Origin of the sequence: Syntrophotalea acetylenica, assembly GCF_001888165.1 — a bacterium.
Taxonomy (GTDB): Bacteria; Desulfobacterota; Desulfuromonadia; order Desulfuromonadales; family Syntrophotaleaceae; genus Syntrophotalea; species Syntrophotalea acetylenica.
Genome location: NZ_CP015455.1, coordinates 1,538,754 through 1,554,307, shown reverse-complemented (window position 1 = coordinate 1,554,307; position 15,554 = coordinate 1,538,754). Strand labels below are relative to the sequence as shown.

Below are 15,554 nucleotides of genomic sequence, written 5' to 3'. Positions count from 1 at the left end.
TCAGAAATAGATATCGCGAACCTCGCGCTCCTTGATGTCCTGCAACTGCTGGAGGGTTCTGCTTTTCATTTCCCCCTCTTCCATATTGGCGATCTCTGCCGCGATCAGCTTCTCGCCAACGGCCCGCGTTTCTTTCGAAGCATAATCAACCAGGTACTCCTGAAGGGTCAGCAAGGCATTGGGTGTGCAGTAACGTTTTATGAATCCGGGAATGCTGAATTCCATGAAATGTTCGCCGGTTCGACCGCTGCGATAGCATGATGTACAAAAGCTGGGCACATAGCCGTCGGCCATCAGTTCCCGCATGACATCATCGAGCGAACGGATATCCCCCAGACAGAACTGTTCCCGTTCCATGACCTGGGCATCGCCGGCCTCGGTGTATCCGCCGATTTCAATACGGCTTCCCGCATCGATCTGGGATACGCCAAAGGACATGAGCTCGCGACGCAGTTCAGGGTTTTCGCGAGCGGTAAGAATCAGGCCGGTGTAAGGCACCGCAAGGCGAAGGATGGCGATAACGCGCTTGAATTCTTCATCGTTGACGAAATACCGCTCATCGAACTCAACCCCCTGCGCCGGGCGCAGCCTGGGAAAACTCAGGGTATGGGGACCGACATTGTAACGTTCCTGCAGATAGAGTGCGTGGCGTACCATACCGAGAACTTCGAAACGCCAGTCGTAGAGGCCAAACAGTACGCCAAGCCCGACATCGTCGCAGCCGGCTTCAAAGGCCCGGCTCAGACCGTCCAGCCGGTACAGATAATTGCCCTTGCGGGTATCGCCGGGATGCATCATGGAGTAGGTATCGTGATGATAGGTTTCCATGAAAATCTGGTAGGTGCCGATTCCGGCTTCCTTGACTTTTTTATAACCTTCGATATCCAGGGGCGCGGCATTGATGTTGACACGCCGGATTTCTCCATGGCCGGAATGCACGGAATAGACGTTTCGCACCGTTTCGGCAATGAAATCCGCATCGTATTTCGGGTGCTCGCCGAAGACAAGGATCAGACGCTTGTGACCCTTGTCTTCCAGGGCCACAACCTGCTGGCGAATTTCTTCCGGAGCCAGGGTTCTGCGGACAGCCTGAAAGTTGGAGCGTTTGAATGCGCAATAAGTGCAGTCGTTGATGCAGTCGTTGCCGATATACAGCGGCGCGAACAGCACAATGCGGTTACCGTACACGTTTTCCTTGAGTTGACGCGCGGCAGCGAAAATTTCCTGAACCAGCTCAGGATCCTCGGTCAACACCAGAGAGGCTGTCTCCTCCAGACTCAGGGCCTGCTTGGCGAGACTTTTGGCAATGATTTCACGGATACGCGATGCGTCCGGTTTTTTACCGGCGAGCAGTCCGTGCAGGTAGTCTTCATCGATAAAATCAACCGCCCGATCACTGAGTTTCAAAGATGGCAAAGCACACATGGTATCAACCTTCTTTCCGCTTGGATGTTGTCTTATATTGAAGATGATAAAGCGAATCGCCCCGCCCTCTGCCGGGACTTCTTCCGAGAAATTCAATCTGTTTCAAGGCAGCGTCCCTGCTTTGTTCCGGGGTTTCGGTGGAAGCCGCCTTGCTTGGATAGATTTCGTACAATCGCCGGTATTTCAGAGGTGTCAGGTTGGGCATGATGACATTCGCACCCCAACACAGGCCCATTTCCCGGCCGGCTTTTCCGTCCAGTGTCGCCAGAGCGGTGGTGCTCGGAATGTTGGCGCCGGGACAGACCAGCCGCGCAAGGGCCACAACCCGCAACCCCATGGCAAGGGAATTCGGCACCTGCTCGTCTCCCATGCCTCCATCCTTCCAGTTGCCCATGGGAGTCTGGGGATGCGGGATGTATGGACCGACGCCTATCATGTCGAGCTGCAGATCGGCAAAAAGCTGTATATCTTCAGCCAGGTCTGAATATCGCTGTCCCGGAATGCCGATCATGACACCGCTGCCGGTTTCATACCCGATATCCTGCAGGGTTTTGAGCATCGCAATCCGCGAGGTACTGGCATGTCCTTCACGCGGCGGATGAATGCGGTCAAACAGCGCACGGTTGGAAGTTTCGAATCTCAACAGGTAGCGGTCGGCCCCGGCTTCGCGCCACATTTTCCATTCGGCAGGGTCCCGTTCGCCGAGACTCAGGGTAACGGCAAGTTCGGTTTCCGTTTTAATGCGGCGAATGACCTCGCCTATGAAAGCCGCTGTAAGCCCGGCGTCTTCCCCTCCTTGCAGAACCAGCGTGCCAAAACCGTATTCGACAGCCTTGAAAGCGCAATCCATGATTTCTTCAAGGGTGATCCGATAACGCTGAACAGCATGATTGTCGCGTCGGATTCCGCAATACAGACAGTTGCGCGAACAGATGTTGGAAAGTTCCACCAGACCCCGCAGATGCACGGCATCGCCAACGTGCTCGTGGCGTGTCTTATCTGCCCGGGCCTGAAGAGTATCAAGCTCGGATCCCGCGGGGCACTGAAGCCATCGCATGATTTCCTGCTTCGTCATGTTATCCATCATCCTGTCCGCTGAAGTACTGTTTAGTTCCGATTTTTCGCCATACTACAAAAATATCGGCGGACTTTCTTTGATTCAGGTCAAATTTGGCAACTTTACGAAAGAACGAAGAAAAAAGGCCGGATGCATTGCATCCGGCCTTTTTGGATCAGAAGGAATGATACCTTCTTACAGCTGCTGGCGCTTGAAGTAGTGCGTATGCAGCAGATGATGTGCTTTTTCGCTGAGCGGCTTGCCCAGGTATTTTTCATACAGCTCGATGATGTACGGGTTCTCGTGGGACTTGCGCAGTTCCTTGCCGGCATCTTCGTTGTACAGAACCTGATTACGCTTGGCAAGAATCTCCATGTCGCCATGATGGTAGGGCTGTCCACCCCCGCCGATGCAACCGCCGGGGCAGGCCATGATCTCGATGACATGGAACTGCTTCTCGCCGCTACGTACCATTTCGAGCAGCTTGCGGGCATTGCCAAGACCGCTGGCCACACCGACATTGAGGGTATGCGGGCCGACCTTGATTTCGGCGGTTTTCACGCCGGTCAGGGTGCGAACGGCTTCAAACTCGACTTTAGGCAGGGTTTCGCCGGTAGCCAGTTCATAAGCGGTACGCAGGGCAGCTTCCATGACACCACCACTGACCCCGAAAATCGGTGCCGCACCGGTCGAAGCACCCAACGGGGCATCGAAATCTTCGTCGGGCAGTTTGGAGAAGTCGATGTTCATGCGTTTGATCAGTCGGCCGAGCTCACGGGTCGAAATAACGATGTCCACATCGGGGTTGCCATTGACGGCGAACTCGGGACGGGAACATTCGTACTTCTTGGCGAGGCAGGGCATGACCGAAACCACGACCATCTTCTCGCGGGGAATGCCCAGGATTTCAGCGTAGTAGCTCTTGGCAATGGCGCCAAACATCTGCTGGGGCGATTTGGCGGTGGAGGGCACATCGAGCAGGTCGGGAAACTGATGCTCGAAGAATTTGACCCAGGCGGGACAGCAGGAAGTCATGATGGGCAGTCTGACATTCTTGTCGCCATCGAGGAACTTCTGCAGACGATCGAGGAACTCGGAGCCTTCCTCCATGATGGTGAGGTCGGCCGCGAAGTCGGTATCGAACACATGGTCGAAACCGAGGCGGCGCAGAGCGGCGGCCATCTTGCCGGTGACGCTCTGACCGGGCTCCATGCCGCAGGCCTCACCCAGGGCGGCACGCACGGCGGGAGCGGTCTGGACCACAGTGACTTTGTCGGGATCGGCGATGGCGTCGATGACCTTCCAGGTGTGATCGTTTTCGACCAGTGCGCCAACGGGGCAGACGGCCGTACACTGACCGCAGTTGGTGCAGACCGTATCGTACAGGTTCATCTCGAAGGCGGGAGCGACGACGGCGTCGAAACCGCGATTCACGCCGGACAGGACGCCGCAGGTCTGGACATTGTTACACATGGTCTCGCAGCGACGGCACAGAATGCACTTGTCCATATCGCGGATGATGGACGGAGAAACGTCCTGTCGATAGGTGGACATGGCGCCGGAGTAGCTGACCTCACGGATGCCAAAGTATTCAGACAGATCCTGCAGCTCGCAGTTGCCGGACTTGGCGCAAACCAGGCAGTCCTTCGGATGGTCTGACAGCATCAGCTCCAGAACGGTACGGCGGGAATTCAGAACACGAATGGTGTTGGTTTTGACCACCATGCCGTCCATTACCGGCGTTGCGCAGGCCGGAGCCAGGTTGCGACGTTTTTCCACTTCGACAACACAGACGCGGCAGGATGCAACCATGTTGTTGAATTTCATTTCGTCCATCTGCAGGAAACAGAGGGTAGGAATATGGATGTCGAGCTTTTTGGCTGCATCCAGTATCGTGCTACCCGCCGGCACCTGAGTTGTTTTACCGTCGATGGTTATATTCATCATAGACATGAGACACGTCTCCTTTATCTTTACTGTTTGATGATGGCGTCGAACTTACACTTGTCCAGACAGGCGCCGCACTTGATACAGGCGGACTGGTCGATGACATGGACTTCCTTCGGCTTGCCGCTGATGCAGTTGACCGGGCAAACCTTGGCACACAGGGTACAACCCACGCACTTCTCCGCCACCACCGTGAACTCGAGCAGTTCGGTACAGACCCCGGCAGGACACTTCTTGTCCTGCACGTGGGCGCGGTATTCGTCTTCGAACACGCGCAGGGTCGACAGTACCGGGTTGGGCATGGTCTGGCCAAGGCCGCACAGGGCGGTGTCCTTGATGTTCACCGCCAGGCTGCGCATCTTCTCAATGTCTTCCTCGGTGCCCAGGCCCTTGGTGATCTTGTCCAGCATTTCGTAAAGACGCTTGGAACCGATGCGGCACGGGGTGCATTTGCCGCAGGTTTCGTCCATGGTGAAGTCCAGGAAGAACTTGGACACCGCCACCATGCAGTCGTCTTCGTCCATCACGATCATGCCGCCGGAACCCATCATCGACTGGCGGGCGATCAGGTTCTCGTAGTCGATGGGAGCGTCAAGGTCCTTGTAGGTCAGCGCGCCGCCGGAGGGGCCGCCGGTCTGCACCGCCTTGAACTGCTTGCCGTGCGGAATACCGCCGCCGATTTCGAAGATGACTTCCTGCAGGGTGGTACCCATGGGAACTTCGATCAGACCGACGTTGTTGATCTTGCCGCAGATACAGAAAACCTTGGTACCCTTGGAGGTCTCGGTGCCGATCTTGTTGAACCAGTCGGCGCCCTTCATGATGATGGCCGGAATGTTGGCCAGGGTCTCGACGTTGTTGACGATGGTCGGCTTGTCCCAGTAACCGGCTTCGGCGGGGAACGGCGGCTTGGTGTACGGCTCGCCGCGGTTGCCTTCCATGGAGTTGATCAGGGCGGTTTCCTCGCCGCAGACAAAGGCGCCGGCGCCGTATTTCAGTTCCAGGTCGAAGCTGAAGTCTGTGCCCATGATGTTGTCGCCCAGCAGACCCATTTCCTTGGCCTGTTCGATGGCCATTTTCAGGCGTTTGATGGCCAGCGGATATTCGGCGCGGATGTAGATGGTGCCCTTGTTGCCGCCGATGGCGTAGCCGCCGATGGCCATGGCTTCCAGAACGCTGTGCGGGTCGCCTTCGAGCACCGCGCGGTCCATGAACGCGCCCGGGTCGCCTTCGTCGGCGTTGCAGACGACATATTTGGTGTTGGAGGCGTACTTGGCGGCAAAACCCCATTTGACGCCGGTGGGGAAACCCGCGCCGCCGCGACCGCGCAGGCCGCTGTTTTTCATCAGTTCGATAACATCGGCGGACTTCATCTCGGCCAGGCATTTGCCCAGGGCCTGATAGCCGCCGACGGCGATGTAGGATTCAATGGATTCCGGATCGATGAACCCGCTGTTGCGAGTGGCTATTCTAAGCTGATTTGCCATAGCTGTTCTCTCCCTTTATTAAAAAACAACGCGCTCGTAGTTGACCGGTATCACGCCCTCGACCAACTCGCCGCTTTTGATGTATTTCTGCACCAGTTCCTTGGCTTTGTCACCCTTGACATAACCGAACACCACCGGCTGTTTGCCGGGCAGGATGATTTCCACGGTCGGCTCGGCATAGCAGTAGGTATGGCAGCCGACCTGACCGAATTCCACGTTACTGATGCCCTGCGCGGCGCATTCCTGCTTCATGGCTTCCAGCGTTTCCTTGCCGCCGGAGGCGATGCTGCAGGTCGCCAGGGAAACGTTGACGATGATTTTTTCGCTTTTGGATTTATTTGCGGCAGCCTGCAGGTCTTCACGTTTTTTCTGCAGTTCCGCCAGAGAATTGATCTTGGCCATATCGAATTATCTCCCCGTATTAAGCAAAGTCGGCAATAATGTCTTTAACCTGGTCAGGCGTAACGTTGGCATACACCTTCTCGCCGACCAGAACGACGGGCGCCAGCGCACAGGCGCCGACGCAACGCAGACAATCGATGGAGAACTTGCCATCTTTCGTCACTTCACTGATTTCGACTCCGAGCTGCTTTTTAAGAGCATCGACAACCTTGTCGGCGCCCTTGACGAAGCAGGCGGTACCCATGCACACGGAAATTGGATGCTTGCCCTTGGGGACCATGGTGAAGAAGGTGTAGAAGCTGACGACGCCATACACGTGGGCGAGGGATACTTCCATCTGATCGGCAACAAATTCCTGGACTTCCTTGGGCAGGTAGCCGAACAGGCTCTGGGCCTTGTGGAGAACAGTTACCAGATGCCCCTGCTTTGTGGGCAGCGTAACGACGAAATCGGCAAGCTGCTGATACAGCGTAGCCGGCAACGTAGCACGATCTGGAATTCTGCATTCCCCGTTTTTTTGACATGTGGACGTTTGCATTGTGTTCTTCCTCTCCTTTTTAGTCGCCAAATCGGAATTTGGCTTTGGTTTACGAAAGAAACTCAGGATCTTCTTCAGCATCGGCGCCTCCTTGTATCAAAAAATGAAATCAGGAAAATAAAGCGTAAAGCGGCGAAAAACCCTTTTTCCCTTGCAAACGGCGTTTGCCGCGCCTGTGGCCTTGCGGTCAGAGATCGGACACAGCATCTCACCTGCCCATGGCAGAACGTGCAAAATAAACCATACAACGGGCATCACTGTCAATGACTTAACTGCTTAATTTTAAACGGTTTTTTTGGAACATATCGAGACGGACCACAAATAAAGTTGTAACACATTGTGCCGATCTGTAACTACCTGGCCGAGGAAAACATTCGTTGTCGCCCTTGATATGCCTGAAAAGAGGATAAAAACCGAAAAATCAGAGAAATGAGAAAAGACAATAGGGACAAGATGCCCCGGAGGATCTTGAGGTGATCGAAGCTATACAACGGTTCCCTTTTCAGGAAAGGCATCATAAAGTCAATCTCAATGAAATCCGACGGCAGAAACAAGCGTCAGATCGGAGTTATCAGCGAACCCGCCAACCATCTTGGCGATAAAAAATTCGCGTGTATATAAACACCTTTTGGCCAATGGGTCAACCCCTTAATTGCTGCTCAGAATAGACACATTCTGAACCACATCCCGCCTTGGCAAGGTCCATAACGCGACACCTAGGCGCCCCAGCGGGAAAATTCGGGAGAAAAGCAATAAACTTCAAGACAGATCTTTTTATCGTTTGATCATTTACCAATTTTTTGGTAGAAGGTGGGTTTGACCAAAACTTCAAGGAGCCTTTTAAGATGCGAAATCATTCGCTTACAGGAAAACAGACCAGGTACCTCCGAGGCATCGGACACCACCTGAAACCCCTCGTCCAGATAGGCAAGGAAGGAATGAGCTCTGGATCGATACAAAATATACTCCAGTGTCTGGAAGATCACGAACTGATCAAGATCAAACTGCTGGAGACATGTCCCTTTGACCGCAAGAAAGCGGCGGTCGAGATCGCCGCTATGACCGGATCGCATGTAGTTCAGATCATTGGCAGGACGATCCTCCTTTATCGTCGCGGCGAAACGCCCGAGATATCGCTGCCATAACAATTTCGGACATCATCTCCATCGGGTTCCCGCAACCCTTCACACCGGTTCGTAGGGCTCAAACAGCTTCTTGTATTCTTCCAGGGCGTACCGATCCGTCATGCCGGCAACAAGATCGCAGATGGTTCTTTCCTTCCCATAGATCTCAAACTTGCGGTGACTCTCCTCGGGCAGAAGAGACGGCGTTTTCAGGTAGGTTTCAAATATCATGGCAAGAACACGCTCCACCTTGATACGCATTCTTTCAACCTTGTAGTGCCGGTATAGTCTGTTTTTAAGAAAGCTCTTCAAAAAATCATTCTGTTCCGCGACGGCGGGGCTGAAAGAAACAAGGCGGCCCTCCTGTCGCCGCACGTCCGGCATGCTTTGCACATTGCACATGGCGATGTTGTCCTGGGCCGTGTGGACAACGTCGCCGATAAGCCGGCCTATCAGGGTGCTGATAGTCTGATAGACATGACGTGTTTCATTCAGCAGGGGATATCTCTGGCCGACATCGGCAAACGTCTCCCTCCATAAAGGGACGCTCTTCAAGGCGTCGAGGGTAATGTACCCCGCATTGAGACCATCGTCGATATCGTGGTTATTGTACGCAATCTCATCGGCCAGATCAATGATTTGCGCCTCCAGAGTGGGTGGTACCCCGGGAGAATATTCTTCGGCCTCCGGCCAGACCAGACGGTTCTTGCCGGAGTGCTTGACGATGCCCTCCCGGGTTTCCCAGGTAAGGTTCAAGCCGCAGAAATCCGGGTAGCGCTCTTCCAGAAGCTCGACAATGCGCAGACATTGATGGTTGTGTTCAAAGCCGCCATAGCCCTCCATAAGGCGGTTGAGTACCTCTTCACCGGTATGACCGAAAGGCGTGTGGCCGAGATCGTGCGCCAGGGCCACGGCTTCGACGAGGTCTTCATTAAGGGACAGACGACGCGCTATACCACGGGCAATCTGCGCAACTTCAAGTGAATGTGTAAGCCGAGTGCGAAAATAATCACCCTCGTGGTTTACAAAAACCTGTGTTTTGTACTCGAGCCGCCTGAAGGCTGCGCAATGGATAATCCGGTCACGATCACGACTGAATGCCGTTCGCTCATCTCGAAACACCTCCTGGTAGCGTCTCCCACGGCTTTGATTGCTGCGGGCGGCATATGGAGCAAGGTCTGGGCGTTCCACGTATACCTCCAAATTATAGGGGTCTTCTTGACCGAATGGGTGCGCTATGCTAGATTTTTCGCCAAATTTTTGATGAAATCATCGAAGGCTCGCCTTGCGGGGCCGCAGGGCTGCATGGCGCAATTTTTACGGCGTCACCGATTTAATCAGAATGAAGGAGCGTTCGGGTGCGCATTATAAGCGGAACTGCAAAAGGGAGAAAACTCAAACAGTTCAAGGGCCAGCGCATCCGTCCTACGGGAGACCGGGTTCGGGAAGCTGTATTCAGCAGTCTCCAGAGTCGCTTCGGGACATTTGAAGGACTGAAAATACTGGATCTTTTCGCCGGTACTGGGGCGCTCGGCATCGAGGCGCTCAGCCGCGGGGCCGCAAAGGCGGTTCTTGTCGATCAGAGCCCACAGGCCGCAGATATCATCGCCGACAACATACGCTCCTGTGGCATGGCCGAACGTGCCGATTTTTTCAGAGCTTCGGCAGACAAGATTTTTGACAGGCTGGTACGATATGCCCCGTTCGATATCATATTTCTCGACCCGCCCTACAACCAGGGTTTGATTGGACCAGCCTTACGCGGAATCATAAAAAACAGTCTGCTGTCCGAAAAAGGTGTCGTGTGCGTCGAATCGGCGCGTGACGAACAAGTGCCGGTGGATGTCCTCGAAGTCGTCACAATGAATCGCAAGGAATATGGTGCAACTGTCGTGACTTTTCTTTCCCTCTCCATCCCAGAGGCAACCTCCCGATGAAAAAACGTATTGCGGTTTATCCCGGCTCCTTCGATCCCATCACCAACGGCCATCTGGATATAATCCATCGGGGTCTTCAGATATTTGACGAGTTGATTGTGGCAATTGCTCACAATGTCTCCAAAAAAGCCCTGTTTTCCATTGATGAAAGGCTGGCATTGATCCGGGAAAGCGTCAAGGATTACCCACAGGTTCGGGTCGACACCTTCCAGGGTTTGCTGGTGGACTACATGACACGGCAGGGGGCCAGAATCGTATTGAGAGGTTTGCGGGCGGTTTCGGATTTCGAGAATGAATTCCAGCTGGCTCAAATGAACCATACCATGAACAGCGAGCTTGAAACCCTTTTCATGATGACTTCCGTTTCCTACGGTTATCTCAGCTCCTCAATTGTCAAAGAGGTCGCCTCCTGGGGAGGCGATATCGATGAGTTCGTGCCCCTTTGCGTTAAAAACGCCCTGAAAAACAAGTTTTTTCAGGAATAGCCAAAAGCGGCCTGCCAACCCCGACGGATCACCTGCAGGAAGCCTTTCGGGTGGGGTTGGCAAGCCGGCTCAGGGGAGCCTGGCCCCCTACTCTACCCAGCTTTCGAGATGGTCGACAAAACGATCCAGGGCACTTACCACCAGCTCTTCAATCCTCAAACCTTTTTCCGCTGAAGCCTTGCCTGGATCTCCCCAGACACCGCCCTGCCAGAACTTCCGCTTATCCCTGACCAGAATGCCTTTGGGGAAGCGCGGAAACTCCCTTGCGGCATCACCTCTGACCAGATGCGGATGAGAATGAAGCATGCGTGATGTTTCAATCTCCCCGGCGTGGGAATCGCCTTCCGTTTCTATCAGCCCCCTGCCCTCTTCCGCGGCCAGTTGATATTCGGTCAATACAGCGATTTTGAGATCGTTGAAACGTTCCAGCAATTCCTCGCCGGCATCGATCAGGGCGGCACTGTGGGTTCCTCCGGCATGCCCGGTAAGCAGAATGAAATTCCGCAAGCCGTGCCTGTAAAGGGAAACCACAACATCGCGAACAAGCGCCTTCAGGGTTTGCGTCGTGATGCTCAAGGTCCCGGGGTGACAGCAGGTGGACCGGCAAACCCCGTAGGGTATGGCGGGCGCGACAAATATGCAGCGCCGTTCGGCTAACCGCCGTCCCACGGACACCGCCTGCAAGGTGTCGGTCGACAGGGGAAGATGCGGGCCATGCTCTTCCGTTGACCCGATGGGGATGTAGACCGTGCGGGTTTTTTCCAGTCCGGCGACAAATTCCGGCATGGTCATGTCTTCAATGATCATAAAAAGACTCCAGGAGGCACGGAAGACGTGTAGCGATTATAACAGGTTCATAAAAACATGCATTTGCGGGACAACCCTGACATTGGCATGCTGTTTTGCCACCGCCGCCTGCAGACAGAGGAGATGGTTTGACGACATGCCGATCTTTCCCTGCTGGGTGACGGGTTGCAAATAGACACTGGTGTCAGGGGACATCTGGCGCACCATCCGACCCAGATCGATCATTTCTTCGACAGGCGTCTCCTCGCCCACAACAGCCTTCACACAAACTTTGGTTCTGCTGGCTATTTCCAAAAAAGCCCGGTGCAGCTTCCAGGGTGTGGCAACACCGGTTACGGAAGAAAGTTTGACATCCATGGATATCATATCCAGGTGGGGCACCAGCGGCTCCAGGGCCGCGGCACAGGTGCCGTTGGTTTCAAGGTGCAAAGGCAGAATTTCCCGCAGGACCGGGGCCCAGTTCAGCAAGACCGGCGCCTGAAGCAGGGGTTCGCCGCCGGTGAGGCTTATGGAATGGTGCATGCCGGGAGATGCGTCCACCCAAGCGCTCACCAAAGAGGCTATGACTTCCAGAGATACGGGATTGGCGATGCCACGAAACTGCCCCGACCCGGGAGCATCCTCGACGCGGCAATGCTCCCGAAGCGAGTAATCGGTATCGCAATAAGCGCAATGCAGATTACAGCCTGCCAGTCGAATGAATATCTGCCGATACCCGACCAGTTCCGCTTCGCCCTGGATAGACGAAAATACTTCAAGCAGCTGAGCATCATTGCAGGGCATAACTTGCACAGGCATTTTCGGATTCCCAGATACAAACGCTTTCAATAACCACAGCCTCGTTGAATACCTGCTGCAGTTCCTCGAAAACAAATCGCGCAATGTTTTCCGATGAAGGGCTTATGTCTTTAAAAAATGGCAACTCGTTAAGGTATTTGTGGTCGAGAAGACCAAGAATGCGTTTCGTTTCCTTTTTGAGAACCTTGAAGTCGATACCCAGTCCGGACTTATCGAGTTGCCGCGTCGCAACCGTGACTTCAACCTTCCAGTTATGACCGTGCAGGTTTTCGCAATCCCCCTGATAATGCATGAGATTGTGAGCTGCCGCAAAATAAGTGCTAATCATCAAGCGATACATTAACTTTTCAGCTCCATTTATCTGTATTGTCGTATGTTGTTTCGCAGGAAGCATCCGCTTCGGAAATGTCGGATGTCACTGGAACACGATACTCCTCATCGATCCACGCCCCGAGGTCGACCATGCGGCATCGACGGGAACAGAAGGGACGCCAGGGATTATCCTCCCAGCGTGTCGGCACGCCGCAGCGGGGGCATTTGAATTGTCGTGGGTTTTTCGGGTCCATCCTGAGCCAATCCGCATCTGGAGTTTGAATATGATTCGTGCACGGATATTAATAGCATACCGTCAACTGGTGTGACAATCCAAAGCCGCCGGAATGAAAAAAGGGCCAGGCACGATACCTGACCCCGAATCAAGCTATTGGAGCGGGAAACGGGATTCGAACCCGCGACCTTCAGCTTGGGAAGCTGACACTCTACCACTGAGTTATTCCCGCCTGATGAGAGCCGAATTATAGGAGCGGCCCCCGGCATTGTCAATGGGTTTTTTGACACCTTTTCTCCAAAAAGGTATAGGCCTGCCTGATGTTGCAGACCCTTCCTGCGATTTCTTCCCGTCGCAGAGCACGCAAGGCGCGCCCTGTCTCCGGTCCGGGTTCCACGCCAAATCGCTGCAGCAGACAACGACCATCCACCAGATCCCGAAGTGGCGCCGCAACGGTAAACTCCCGGGCCATGGCAATCGCTTCCAGGGCGGCGCGGCGGTTTTGATGCCAACCGGCCGCGGCCAGAAACAGCAGACATCCTACGGCATCGTGGCCGAGGTCCGCAGTCCACCAGTATCGGCCGCGAGCCCCACAGCACAATCGCTGCACATCCGACAATCGGGAAAAAGCCAATTCCAGGTAGCCGCGGATCGCCCTGCTGGCCGTTCGGCTGAATTTCTGGTTTAAGAGAAAGGTCTTTGCCGCAGCAGGTTCGATGGCGCGCAGTATCATCGTCAGGTTGAACGCCGCTCTGCGGGTCATGCCCTCTTCCAGCGAATGCCCAATACTGGTCTGAAAAAACAAATTCGTTTGCATGTCCTGAATGTTGCGTCCCAGCATTTCCAGCGCCGCCACAATCTCATTGTTTTTGCAGGCATGGACTTCTCCGAAAAAATATCGGTGCAGACCAATGGAGACCAGACGGCGGTAGACAAGGGCCGGCCTGACATGGTCGAACAGCAAGCCTGTTTCCCTGCGAATCCGCTCGGCGGCAACGCCGGCGATGCCGCACGCCGCGGCGCGCATGGCGGACAAGGTATCCGGACAGGGTTCGACCCCCATGTTTGTCCAGTGACGCAACCCCTTCAGGATGCGAAGCGGGTCGTCCTTCAACACGTCGCGGGAGCAGATCCGCAATCTGCCCGAACCCAAGTCACCAAGCCCGCACAGGGGATCATAAAAATCCTCCCCTTGCGTCTCTCCACGGACGCGCATTGTCATGGCATTGATGGTAAAATCCCGCAATTTCAGGTCCTCCAGGAGACCGGGGGACCGCAGGGGTGCAAAATCACAGGAAACCTGAGTATCATTAAAAGGCAGAAGGATGCGGCTTTGCCGACGCGATTCATCCAGAAAAAACCAGCGACCACCGAAATTGCGGGCAAGGGTTCTGGCCAGAGCGGTAGGATCAAAGGCTGCAGCAAAATCCAGATCGCTGCAGGCTCTGCCGAGGAAAAGATCGCGAAGCGCGCCGCCTACCAGATAGAATGGCGCAGCGTCGGGCAGCAGTTTTGCAAGCTGCGCAAAGGGGAAAAGCCCGTTCAGTTCATCACAGACCTGATTGACTGATCTCATGACATCACGCTTTCCGGAAAGCGACGCATATGGCAAAGCCCGCTGTAAGCGGGCTTTGCCATACTACATCAGGAAAGGTCACCGGCCGCCTGGTATATCAGGTCAAACAATTCAGGGAGATGCTCTTCCTCGATACAACTGAAGGCGATGCGAAGATCTGTCCGATTGATGGCGATGGTGCCGATTCCGTAATGATCCAGCAGGTGCAGCCTCAAACTCTCCGCATCAACGTTTTTGAGCTTGAGACACATGAAATAGCCTGAATTGAATGGATAAAAACTCCATGCATCATCGTAACGCCCGCTCTCCAGAACCTGTCGCGTTTTCAGGGCGCGACTTTTCATGATTTCGAATTTCTGCTGTTTTTGAGTTTCGTAATCGGACGATCTGAGACCTTCAATCACAAAGGTTTGCGACGGATGAGGACAATTGGAGATGGTTCCGCGGATAATGCCGAGAGTTTTATTCTCCAGTACCTGAATGACATTGGATGCTGCTGTTGCTGCACAACCACCAAAAGTTATGAATCCGACCCGGAATCCCCAGACAAATTCCTCTTTGGTTGCTCCGTCAATTTTGACGGCAAGAATACGCGGATGCAGATCCACCAATTTGCCAAACAGGGATTCCTTGAGACAATCCTGATAAAAAAGCCCGAAGTAGGCGTCATCCGTAACCGCGACGATATTGCAGCCATTATCGGCTTCCTGACGCAGAACCTCCAGCAGAGCGTCGCCTTCTGCGACGCTTGGCGTATAGCCGCTGGGATTGTTCGGAAAGTTCAAGACAACCACGGCCTTGCCTTTTTCCCGGGCGACACTTTGTAAGACCTGTCGGAAGGCTTCTATGTGATAAGCGCCGCTTTCGGTAAAGGTGGTATGCTTGCGTATTACCCCGCCCCGGCGAACCCCAAAAGTAAGGTTGTAGTTACCCCACATCATATCTGCCATGATGACCTGGTCGCCTTCGTCGACGAAAAGGTCGGCCACAATGGAAAGACCATGGGTAAGCGCGCTGGTAACAATCGGCGTGCCGAAATATTTTCCCGTCAGAGAAGGATTTTCCCGCAACATCTTTTCACGCCACAGGTTGCGGAGTTCCGGTTTCCCGGCAGGGGGGGCATAACCATAAAGGTCCGAAGGCTTGAAGGCGGACAATTTTTCATGAATACAGGGCAGATACATAGGTTCGCCGTTCTCGGTGGCAATCCCGATCGTGGCGTTGAATTTATGGGCCTTGGTTTTTGCCTCAGCGGATTGTGTCAAAATTCCTTTGGGAAAATAGAGTTCTTTCCCCAGCCGAGAAAGCAGGTCAAGAGCCGAGGAACATTCCTCTTCCAACTGCTTGTTCAAGGCGAGCGCCAGCGGATTCACGGTTTTTCCTCCCCAGGTTCAGGCTTTTAAACCAGCCGTATTCGGAAGAAT

Annotated in this window: 16 protein-coding genes and 1 tRNA gene; 2 read left to right on the top strand and 15 right to left on the bottom strand. The window is 54.2% G+C overall.

Features of this window, described 5'->3' with window-relative positions:
* The 8 genes from hydG to A6070_RS07145 form a co-directional block, all read right to left on the bottom strand.
* Window positions 1–1,425 (bottom strand): [FeFe] hydrogenase H-cluster radical SAM maturase HydG, encoded by a 1,425-nt coding sequence (gene hydG, locus A6070_RS07185; RefSeq protein ID WP_072287684.1) that lies wholly within the window; start codon window positions 1,423–1,425, stop codon window positions 1–3.
* Window positions 1,426–1,429: 4 nt separating this feature from the next.
* A complete protein-coding gene (hydE, locus tag A6070_RS07180; protein WP_072287683.1) occupies window positions 1,430–2,500 on the bottom strand; it encodes a [FeFe] hydrogenase H-cluster radical SAM maturase HydE in 1,071 nt (356 codons plus the stop codon).
* A gap of 177 nt (window positions 2,501–2,677) precedes the next feature.
* On the bottom strand, window positions 2,678–4,435 hold the full coding sequence (locus tag A6070_RS07170; RefSeq protein WP_072287682.1) for an NADH-dependent [FeFe] hydrogenase, group A6: 1,758 nt from the start codon (window positions 4,433–4,435) through the stop codon (window positions 2,678–2,680).
* Window positions 4,436–4,455: 20 nt separating this feature from the next.
* Entirely contained in the window at window positions 4,456–5,916 is a 1,461-nt protein-coding gene (locus A6070_RS07165; RefSeq protein ID WP_072287681.1) for an NADH-ubiquinone oxidoreductase-F iron-sulfur binding region domain-containing protein, read from the bottom strand.
* Between the two features lie 18 nt (window positions 5,917–5,934).
* Window positions 5,935–6,318 carry a (2Fe-2S) ferredoxin domain-containing protein gene (locus tag A6070_RS07160; RefSeq protein WP_072287680.1) on the bottom strand — a complete coding sequence of 128 codons (384 nt, stop codon included), beginning with the start codon at window positions 6,316–6,318 and terminating at the stop codon, window positions 5,935–5,937.
* Window positions 6,319–6,337: 19 nt separating this feature from the next.
* Window positions 6,338–6,856, bottom strand: a complete 519-nt coding sequence (locus A6070_RS07155; protein ID WP_072288179.1) for an NADH-quinone oxidoreductase subunit NuoE family protein — start codon at window positions 6,854–6,856, stop codon at window positions 6,338–6,340.
* Window positions 6,857–7,641: 785 nt separating this feature from the next.
* Window positions 7,642–8,004, bottom strand: coding sequence for a hypothetical protein (locus A6070_RS16795; protein ID WP_456119764.1), 363 nt, complete (start codon window positions 8,002–8,004; stop codon window positions 7,642–7,644).
* 36 nt (window positions 8,005–8,040) lie between these two features.
* On the bottom strand, window positions 8,041–9,171 hold the full coding sequence (locus A6070_RS07145) for a deoxyguanosinetriphosphate triphosphohydrolase (RefSeq protein WP_083558808.1): 1,131 nt from the start codon (window positions 9,169–9,171) through the stop codon (window positions 8,041–8,043).
* 167 nt (window positions 9,172–9,338) lie between these two features.
* Between A6070_RS07145 and rsmD the strand changes: the two genes are divergently transcribed.
* Together rsmD and coaD are read left to right on the top strand one after the other, a co-directional pair.
* Window positions 9,339–9,917: a 16S rRNA (guanine(966)-N(2))-methyltransferase RsmD gene (rsmD, locus tag A6070_RS07140; RefSeq protein WP_072287677.1), complete on the top strand. Its 579-nt coding sequence runs from the start codon at window positions 9,339–9,341 to the stop codon at window positions 9,915–9,917.
* Complete coding sequence (coaD, locus tag A6070_RS07135; protein ID WP_072287676.1) at window positions 9,914–10,402, top strand: pantetheine-phosphate adenylyltransferase; 489 nt, start codon at window positions 9,914–9,916, stop codon at window positions 10,400–10,402. Before rsmD ends, coaD begins: the two co-directional genes overlap by 4 nt.
* Window positions 10,403–10,489: 87 nt before the next feature.
* Here the strand turns inward: coaD and A6070_RS07130 are convergent, their stop codons facing one another.
* From A6070_RS07130 to A6070_RS07100, 7 genes are all read right to left on the bottom strand, one after another.
* A complete protein-coding gene (locus A6070_RS07130; RefSeq protein WP_072287675.1) occupies window positions 10,490–11,209 on the bottom strand; it encodes a creatininase family protein in 720 nt (239 codons plus the stop codon).
* A 36-nt stretch (window positions 11,210–11,245) separates the two neighbouring features.
* Window positions 11,246–12,007, bottom strand: a complete 762-nt coding sequence (locus A6070_RS07125; RefSeq protein WP_083558807.1) for a 7-carboxy-7-deazaguanine synthase QueE — start codon at window positions 12,005–12,007, stop codon at window positions 11,246–11,248.
* On the bottom strand, window positions 11,979–12,347 hold the full coding sequence (queD, locus tag A6070_RS07120; RefSeq protein ID WP_072287673.1) for a 6-carboxytetrahydropterin synthase QueD: 369 nt from the start codon (window positions 12,345–12,347) through the stop codon (window positions 11,979–11,981). Before queD ends, A6070_RS07125 begins: the two co-directional genes overlap by 29 nt.
* Window positions 12,348–12,354: 7 nt before the next feature.
* Window positions 12,355–12,573, bottom strand: coding sequence for a DNA gyrase inhibitor YacG (locus tag A6070_RS07115; RefSeq protein ID WP_072287672.1), 219 nt, complete (start codon window positions 12,571–12,573; stop codon window positions 12,355–12,357).
* Window positions 12,574–12,711: 138 nt separating this feature from the next.
* A tRNA-Gly gene (locus tag A6070_RS07110) sits at window positions 12,712–12,786 on the bottom strand.
* Window positions 12,787–12,825: 39 nt separating this feature from the next.
* The gene (locus A6070_RS07105) at window positions 12,826–14,130 is read right to left on the bottom strand and encodes a tRNA nucleotidyltransferase/poly(A) polymerase family protein (protein ID WP_072287671.1); all 1,305 of its coding nucleotides are present in this window, start codon (window positions 14,128–14,130) and stop codon (window positions 12,826–12,828) included.
* 68 nt (window positions 14,131–14,198) lie between these two features.
* Complete coding sequence (locus tag A6070_RS07100; protein ID WP_072287670.1) at window positions 14,199–15,503, bottom strand: aminotransferase class I/II-fold pyridoxal phosphate-dependent enzyme; 1,305 nt, start codon at window positions 15,501–15,503, stop codon at window positions 14,199–14,201.
* Window positions 15,504–15,554: the final 51 nt, after the last annotated feature.